Raw genomic sequence first — 7,786 nt, forward strand, 5'->3', positions numbered from 1 at the left:
CGATCGTTACCCGCATGTCCAGGTCGAGATCGTTCTGGCCGACCGCAATCTCGACTCGACGACCACCACGACTCCGACCTGATCAACGCCGGACTGGCGGCCGATGCCGGCTATCTCGGCACGTTCCTTCACGAGGCCGAGTCGTCCCTGGACGAGCTGCGGACCACGTTCCACCGCAAGGCCCACACGGCGGCGCTCGAGCGCTGCCTGACCCGGCTGTTGAGGGGGCGGCCGGACCTGGCCGAGGACGCCGTGGGCGAGGTCCGTCTCGAGGACCTGCCCGACGACGAGTTCACCGCCTCGCTCCGGCGGCGCCGGGCGGTCCTCGGGCTGCCCGACCTGCCGGAGGCGTACGTCCTGGTCGACCACGACAACGAGCGACCCGGCGACATCCCGCTGGCGTTGCGGCGGGCGCGTTCGACCCGGATCTCGATCGACGGTAACGCGCACTTCTGCCGTGGCCTGCTGTCGACGCGCTACGGCGAGGAGGTCACCACGCCCGCCTTCGTACCTCTGACCGACCTGCACCGAGAAGGAGCATCATCATGAGCACCATGCGAGCCGTCCAGGTGGTCGGCTACCACCAGCCGCTGGCGATGGCCGAGGTCCCGGCCCCCGAGCCGACCGGGCCGTTCGACGTCGTCGTCAGGATCGGCGGCGCCGGCGTGTGCCGCACCGACCTGCACATCCTCGAGGGGCAGTGGGAGGAGAAGTCCGGCGTCACGCTGCCCTACACGATCGGCCACGAGAACGCCGGGTGGGTGCACGCGGTCGGTGACGCCGTCACCAACGTCGCCGAGGGCGACAACGTGATCCTGCACCCGCTGATCACCTGCGGGCTGTGCCGCGCCTGCCGCTCGGGCGACGACGTGCACTGCGAGCTCAACCAGTTCCCCGGCATCGACACCAACGGCGGCTACGCGGAGTATCTGAAGACCTCCGCGCGCTCGGTGGTGAAGATCGACGACTCGCTGGAGCCGGCCGATGTGGCCGCTCTGGCCGACGCCGGCCTGACCGCGTACCACGCGGCCGCGAAGGCCGCCCGGCGGCTGACCCCGCGCGACATGTGCGTGGTCATCGGCGCCGGCGGGCTCGGCCACATCGGCATCCAGGTCCTCAAGGCACTCAGCCCGGCCGAGCTGATCGTCGTCGACCGCAACCCGGACGCCGTGAAGCTCGCTCTCGACATCGGGGCCGACCACGGCGTCGTCGCCGAGGGCACCCAGGTCGACCAGGTGCTCGAGCTCACCGGCGGCCACGGCGCCGAGGTCCTGGTCGACTTCGTCGGCGAGGGCGGTGCGACCGCGGAAGGTGTCCGGATGCTCCGCCAGGCGGGCGACTACCACGTCGTCGGCTACGGCGAGAACATCGATGTGCCGACCATCGACATCATCTCCGCCGAGATCAACTTCATCGGCAACCTGGTCGGGTCCTACAACGACCTGTGCGACCTGATGGCGCTCGCCGCTCGCGGGGCCGTCACGCTGCACACGCAGAAGTACGACCTCGACGACTTCCAGTCCGCCATCTCCGATCTCGACGCCGGCCGGGTCCGCGGTCGCGCGATCCTGGTCCCCTGAGGAGGTGACGACATGAAGAAGCTCCTCGGAATCGGCATCTCGGTCGGCGTGCTCGCGGGCATCTGGACCCAGGTGAGCATCGAGCTCACGCTGATCACCTGGGTCGGGTTCGTCGCCTGGGCCTGCTATTTCGCCGCCGGAGGTGGACGTGAAGGCTTCCAGAAAGGTCTCGCGGCCAACCTCGCCGGCGCGCTGTGGGGGTACGGAGCGAGCCTGGTCCTGACGTACGCCACCTTCACCGGCGCGGTGGCCCTGGTGGTCACGGTCGTCGCGTTCATCCTGTGCCTGCAGGCGGCCGTGGATCTGCTGTCCTTCATCCCCGGTGCCTTCGCCGGGACGGCAGTCCTCTTCGGCACCTCCTTCGACCTCGGCGGCACGCTCATCGCGCTGGTGGTCGGCGCCTGCCTCGGCTGGCTCTCGGACATCGCCGGGCACCGGATCCAGACCGCGGTCGAACGACCCGGGCAACCGGTCCGCGCCGCCCAGCCCTGATCGTCACCCGAACGCACTGATCCCGCTTGACCAGATTCCAGGTCAAGCGGGATCCGTACGTCATCCGCGTGCCGCGGTGCGCCTTCCCAGGTAGGCGAGGCAGGCGACGGCGAGCGCGACGCCCCACAGCGGCCACAGCATCTCCGGCGCCCATGCGCCCCAGTCAGAAGTGGCTCCGGGGACCGTCCAGAGGTCGTCCGCGATCGCCATCCGCCAGAAGGAGATCCCGGCGGACATCACCGTGCCGGCGACCAGGATCCCCGGCACCAGGGCCATCGCGACCGGGACCGGACGGCCGCCGATACGGGGCACCCAGCTCCAGAACACCTCGCCCCAGCGCGCCACCAGCCCCCAGGTCAGGACCGCCCCGACCACGGCGAAGGCCGCGAGCCCGAAGCCGGACCACCTCGCCTCCCCGAGGTCGTCCAGCATCTCGCGACTGATCCCGAGCGGGATGTCCAGCGCCCAGGCGATCCGGGTAACGGCGTAGAGAAGAGGTACGACGACAGCGACCGCCACCGCAGGACGCCCCCAGCGTGCCCAGCGGCCCCAGTCCAGACGCCTTCCAGGCTCGGCCTTCCCGAGCAGGGTGACACCGGCGACGACCATGGCCAGCCCGCCAGCAGCATGCGCCAGAGCGACACCCGAGTCGACGAAAAGACCCCACTCGAGCTGTCCGGCGCCCGGTCCGAGCCCGACCATCGCAAGCAGGACCTGAGGCAGATAGCCGAGGAACATCAGCGCGCGGACGTCCGAGACGACCACGGCAATGACGAGCCCGAGAACGATCAGGAGCCACCCTGTCGCTCTCGTCGTACCCGGGGTCCGCACGTTCGCGACCGCGCCCCCGGCAACCAGGGCGAGGAGCGCGAGCACCGCGATCACCCAGGACATCTGGGTGCCACTCAGAGCGCCGAGCGGCGAAGCCGCATCGGGGACCCACGGGTCCGGCGCCCTGCCCAGCAGGGCGAGCCCGACCAGGGCGCCGAAGACGAGGGCCCAGGCGCCGGCCACCCAGGGCGCCGCGCGCAGCACGACGGAGCGGTGCTGCGTACGTTCCATCGTGATGCTCATCGGTCCACCCCCTGAGCGGTCTCCCAGCGTCGGCCGACCGTGCGCAGCAGCGCCGGATAGACGATGGCGTAGCGGAACGGCTTGATGAGTGCCATGTAGGCCTCTCCGAACCGCCCATTTGGCCGCACCAGCACGCTCATCTGCGCGCTGTAGCCGTCGGGCGAGCTCTCGTCCTCGACCCAACCGAGGTGCAGGACACCGTGCATCGTGCGGTTGGCGATCTCGGCGGCGTACTCCAGATCGGTCAGATAGAGCGACTGGAACGGGCTGTCGTCGCGCTCGGACGCGGGGCGGTCCCGGAGATCGTCCGGCAGCCGGTCGCGCAGCGAGGCGACGCGGTGGCCGAGGCCGTGCTCGTCCGCGTCGGCGCCGAGCATCCGGCCCAGCGCCCAGCGGACCGCGAAGAGGAGGCGGTACGCCGCCGGGAAGTCGCGATCGTCGCTGCTCATCATCGCCTCGACGAAGGCCCGGAAGTCGTCGGGTCCGCCTTGGACAGGGAGGGCCCAGACGTCCTCGAGCTCGAAGTCGTGGGTGATCTCGTGGATGCGCCAGGACTGGCAGGAGTAGGCGCCCGACGGTATCGGGCCCGTCCGGATCGGGCTGAGTCTGATGGGTGCGTGTGTGGTCATGTCTCCACACTGGTCCGCGCACGCCGGGGGTTCGTCGCCCTCAGGTCGCGGGCCTCTCAGCCTCTGGGATGAGACTCAGCTCCGGGGACCGACCAGCCCCGTCTCGTACGCCAGGACGACCGCCTGCACCCGGTCGCGCAGGCCGAGCTTGGCGAGCACATGGCCGACGTGGGTCTTCACCGTCGCCTCGGAGAGGTGGACGCGGCGGGCGATCTCGGCGTTGCTGTCGCCGGTGGCGAGCTCGAGGAGCATGTCGAGCTCACGAGGCGTGAGGGTTGCCCGGATGTCGGCGACCCGGCCGCTGTCGGGGGCCGGCACGGTCGCGACATGCTCCAGCAGACGGCGCGTCGTCGACGGCGCAACCACCGCGTGACCTGCGTGGACGGTGCGGATCGCGGCCACGATCTCCTCGGCCCGGGCGTCCTTGAGCAGGAAGCCGCTGGCCCCGGCCCGGATCGCCGGGAACGCGTAGTCGTCGAGGTCGAACGTCGTCAGCGCGACCACGCGCGTGTCCGGCTGCTCCCCGGTGATCGCGGCCGTCGCCTGGATCCCGTCGAGGCGGGGCATCCGCAGGTCCATCAGGACGACGTCGACCCGCTTCGTACGCACCAGGGCGAGCGCCTCGTGACCGTCGGCCGCCTCCCCGGCGAGCTCGAGGTCCGGCTGGCTCTCGACCATCATCCGGAGCGCCGAGCGCATCAGCTCCTGGTCGTCGACGATCGCGACACGGATCGGGGTCTCTTCCTCGTTCACACCGGCATCATGGCGCGCACGCGCCAGCCCTCGCTGCTCGGCCCGGCCTCGAGGCTTCCGCCCACCGCCGCCACCCGTTCGCGCATCCCGCGCAGGCCGCGGCCGGGCGGACGCTGGATCCCCACGCCGTCGTCGCTGACCTCGATCGTGAGCTGGCGTGCGGTGCGGGTCACCGACACCTTCGCGACGGCTCCCGAACCTGCGTGGCGGGTGACGTTGGTGAGCGCCTCCTGCACGACGCGGTAGGCGGTCAGCCCCACGGCAGGCGCGACCTGACCGGGCTCCTCCGCCTCGAGCCGGACCGTCAGCCCTGCCTCACGCATCCGCTCGACGAGGTCGCCGACGTCGGCCAGCCCCGGTTGCGGCTCGGTCGAGGACTCGCCACCGAGCACGCCCAGCAGCCCACGCATCTCCATGAGGGCCTCCCGCCCCGTGGTCGCGATGGTGTCGAGGATGCCCGAGGCCCGTTCCGGCTGCTGCCCGACGACCATCCGGCCGGCCTCGGCATGGCTGACCACGACTGCGAGCGAGTGCGCGACCACGTCGTGCATCTCGCGCGCGATGCGCTGGCGCTCCTCGGCGGCGGCGCGGTCGGCGAGCTGGTCGATCCACGCGGCCCGGGTCGCCCGGAACCGGCCGAGCGCCCAGGCCGCCACCGTGGCCGCCACCGTCGCGGTGGCCACCATCAGCCACCACGTCCACCCCTGCAGGCCGGTGCCGTCGAACCCCGACAGACGTACGACGGTCAGCAGGCATCCCACCAGCCCGATGCCGAGCACGATCCCCGGCCACGGTCGCCGGTCCTGCGCACTCACCGCGTAGAGCAGCACGAAGAAGCACAGGCTGCTGGGCAGCAGCACCGGCCCGAACGCGCTTCCTGCCGCCTCGGCCGTCGGCCCGCTCAGATCCGGCGCGGCCACGAGCACCAGCTCGGCCAGAGCCCCGACGGCGTACGACGGCAGCGGCCAGCGCCGGGCGGTGGCCACGGCGGCGTGCAGCGCCACCAGCGCGACCAGGAGCGCGATCTGCCACGCCGTGCTGACCTCGCCATCGACCACCGACGTCCACCCGACCGGCAGCAGCACCAGCGCCAGCGCCCCGGCCAACGCGACCTGGCCCGCGTCCCCGAGCCAGCGGGGTCCGGGAGCAGCTGCCACGGTCATGGGCTCACCCTAGGGCCTGTTTGAGAACGACCGCAGGCCCTCTCCGATCGGAGAGGGCCTGCGGGCTGTCCCGGCTCAGCGGGACTGTCGACGAAGCGTCACATGCTGCGCGGACCGGTGGCGTCGTCGCGCTCCTTCTCGGTCATGCTGCGCGACTTCAGGAGGCTCAGGATGGTCGTGATGGCCAGGATGCCGATGATCACGCTGAGGGAGACCTCGATGGAGACCTCCGGGGCCCACTCGACGTGCTGGCCACCGTTGATGAACGGCAGCTCGTTCTCGTGGAGCGCGTGGAAGACGAGCTTGAGACCGATGAACCCGAGCAGGATCGCCAGGCCGTAGGACAGGTAGACCAGCCGCTCCAGCAGACCACCGATGAGGAAGTAGAGCTGGCGCAGACCCATCAGCGCGAAGATGTTGGCGGTCAGGACCAGGTAGGCCTCGTTGGTCAGACCGTAGATCGCCGGGATCGAGTCGAGCGCGAACAGCAGGTCGGTGGTGCCGAGGGCGCAGATGACCACGAACATCGGGGTCGCGATCCGCTTGCCGTTCTCACGGACGAACATCTTGGCGCTGTCCCAGCTCGAGGTGAGCGGGATGTGGCGCTCGAGGAACTTCACCACGGCGGGCTCCTCGTACTCGTCCTCGTCCTCGCCGCCCTCCATGGCCAGCTTGACCGCGGTGTAGATCAGGAACGCGCCGAACAGGTAGAAGACCCAGCTGAAGTTCTCGATGGCCGCCGCACCCACGGCGATGAAGATGCCTCGGAAGACCAGCGCCAAGATGATGCCGATCAGCAGCGCCTTCTGCTGGAACTGCCTCGGCACCGCGAACTTCGACATGATGATGATGAAGATGAACAGGTTGTCGACCGACAGCGAGTACTCCGTCAGCCAGCCCGCGAAGAACTCCGTGCCGTACTTCGGGCCGGAGAACACGAAGACACCGATGCCGAACAGGATCGCCAGGCCGATGTAGACGCTCAGCGCGACGATCAGCTCCCGACGCGAAGGCTCGTGCGGTCGCCGGCCGATGACGAGCACATCGAAAAGCAGCACAGCGCTGGCGATGCCGATGGTCAACCACCAGATGAGAGGGGAGACGTCCACGAAGGGACTCCTTAGATCGTGAGGCAGAGCGGTTCTTTGGGAAGGTTAGGCGACCGAGGTCAAACCTTCGAAGTCGTAGCGGGCGCGGCGTCCATCGACGGCATCGGCGACGGAAGCGGAATCGGCGTACGTCGGCACACCAACCCGAGTTGTATGACAAGCGAGCAGCTAGTCTAACAAGTTGCACTCCCGCTGATCCCCATGATCCCAGCCATGGACAAGCAGATGAGTCGACGATCACAGCGTGGATGACTGGACCTCAACCGGACTTGATGTTTTAGCGTCACTGCCAACAGAGAGAGGAGGGGGTGTGAGCGACACACTCACCGACCAGTTCAAGGCCGGCTTCCGTCGATATCCCACCGGCGTGGCCATCGTCGCCGCCTCGACCGAGACGGGACCCGTCGGGGCGACGGTGTCGAGCGTGGCCTCGGTCAGCGCCAACCCGCCGATGCTGTCGTTCTCGGTCTCCCGGTCCGGGCGGTCCGGGCCGGCACTCGCCGGAAGCGACCGTCTCACGGTGCACGTCCTGACCGAGTCCCAGGCCCAGGTGGCCGCAGCCTTCGCCGACCGGACCGCGCCGCGATTCACGGTCGCACAGGGCTGGACGCTCCCGCACGGGGAGCCGCCGGTCCTGGACGACGCCGCGGCCAGCTTCGCCGGGCGCGTGGCCCGCGTCATCCCCGCCGGCGAGGCGTGGCTGGTGCTGCTCGAGGTCGACGCGGTCAGTCTCGGCGAGTCCGCCGACCCGCTCCTGCACCACGACCGGCGCTACTGGTCGCTCGGCCCCTCGGTCAGCACCCTCGACCGCATCCTGCCTGAGAAGGCTTCCTGACCGTCGACCTCGACGGTCTCCCCACCACACCACCGAAGGAACCAAACATGCGTCTGTTCGCTCCCACCATCGAGGTCTCGGCCCACTGCGACCTGCCCTGCGGCGTCTACGACCCCGCCCAGGCCCGCATCGAGGCCGAGTCCGTCAAGGC

At 69.8% G+C, this 7,786-nt stretch carries 10 protein-coding genes; 5 read left to right on the forward strand and 5 right to left on the reverse strand.

The features are described 5' to 3' along the window. From ABZU72_RS28350 to ABZU72_RS28360, 3 genes are all read left to right on the forward strand, one after another. On the forward strand, positions 1-549 hold a 549-nt coding region (locus ABZU72_RS28350; RefSeq protein WP_355022110.1), incomplete at its 5' end, for a hypothetical protein. Beyond that, positions 546-1,580 (forward strand): NAD(P)-dependent alcohol dehydrogenase, encoded by a 1,035-nt coding sequence (locus ABZU72_RS28355; protein WP_355022111.1) that lies wholly within the window; start codon positions 546-548, stop codon positions 1,578-1,580. The genes ABZU72_RS28350 and ABZU72_RS28355, both read left to right, overlap by 4 nt. Positions 1,581-1,592: 12 nt before the next feature. Further along, entirely contained in the window at positions 1,593-2,072 is a 480-nt protein-coding gene (locus tag ABZU72_RS28360) for a DUF1097 domain-containing protein (RefSeq protein WP_355022112.1), read from the forward strand. 60 nt (positions 2,073-2,132) lie between these two features. Here the strand turns inward: ABZU72_RS28360 and ABZU72_RS28365 are convergent, their stop codons facing one another. From ABZU72_RS28365 to ABZU72_RS28385, 5 genes are all read right to left on the reverse strand, one after another. Next, on the reverse strand, positions 2,133-3,146 hold the full coding sequence (locus ABZU72_RS28365) for a hypothetical protein (RefSeq protein WP_355022113.1): 1,014 nt from the start codon (positions 3,144-3,146) through the stop codon (positions 2,133-2,135). Then, a complete protein-coding gene (locus ABZU72_RS28370) occupies positions 3,143-3,775 on the reverse strand; it encodes a DUF2867 domain-containing protein (protein ID WP_355022114.1) in 633 nt (210 codons plus the stop codon). Before ABZU72_RS28370 ends, ABZU72_RS28365 begins: the two co-directional genes overlap by 4 nt. Positions 3,776-3,850: 75 nt before the next feature. Next, a complete protein-coding gene (locus ABZU72_RS28375; RefSeq protein WP_355022115.1) occupies positions 3,851-4,528 on the reverse strand; it encodes a response regulator transcription factor in 678 nt (225 codons plus the stop codon). Continuing rightward, the gene (locus ABZU72_RS28380; protein WP_355022116.1) at positions 4,525-5,691 is read right to left on the reverse strand and encodes a histidine kinase; all 1,167 of its coding nucleotides are present in this window, start codon (positions 5,689-5,691) and stop codon (positions 4,525-4,527) included. Before ABZU72_RS28380 ends, ABZU72_RS28375 begins: the two co-directional genes overlap by 4 nt. A gap of 98 nt (positions 5,692-5,789) precedes the next feature. Further along, entirely contained in the window at positions 5,790-6,800 is a 1,011-nt protein-coding gene (locus ABZU72_RS28385) for a TerC family protein (RefSeq protein WP_355022117.1), read from the reverse strand. Between the two features lie 310 nt (positions 6,801-7,110). Between ABZU72_RS28385 and ABZU72_RS28390 the strand changes: the two genes are divergently transcribed. Next, positions 7,111-7,635: a flavin reductase family protein gene (locus tag ABZU72_RS28390; RefSeq protein WP_355022118.1), complete on the forward strand. Its 525-nt coding sequence runs from the start codon at positions 7,111-7,113 to the stop codon at positions 7,633-7,635. Between the two features lie 47 nt (positions 7,636-7,682). Then, a partial coding sequence (locus tag ABZU72_RS28395; RefSeq protein ID WP_218131477.1) for a superoxide dismutase, Ni occupies positions 7,683-7,786 on the forward strand: 104 nt, incomplete at its 3' end.

The organism is Nocardioides sp. NPDC004968 (assembly GCF_040608935.1).
Lineage (GTDB): Bacteria > Actinomycetota > Actinomycetes > Propionibacteriales > Nocardioidaceae > Nocardioides.

Coding starts and splice junctions, on each gene's coding strand:
- ABZU72_RS28355 (WP_355022111.1), top strand. CDS start 546: ATGAGCACCATGCGAGCCGTCCAGGTGGTCGGCTACCACCAGCCGCTG.
- ABZU72_RS28360 (WP_355022112.1), top strand. CDS start 1,593: ATGAAGAAGCTCCTCGGAATCGGCATCTCGGTCGGCGTGCTCGCGGGC.
- ABZU72_RS28365 (WP_355022113.1), bottom strand. CDS start 3,146: ATGAGCATCACGATGGAACGTACGCAGCACCGCTCCGTCGTGCTGCGC.
- ABZU72_RS28370 (WP_355022114.1), bottom strand. CDS start 3,775: ATGACCACACACGCACCCATCAGACTCAGCCCGATCCGGACGGGCCCG.
- ABZU72_RS28380 (WP_355022116.1), bottom strand. CDS start 5,691: ATGACCGTGGCAGCTGCTCCCGGACCCCGCTGGCTCGGGGACGCGGGC.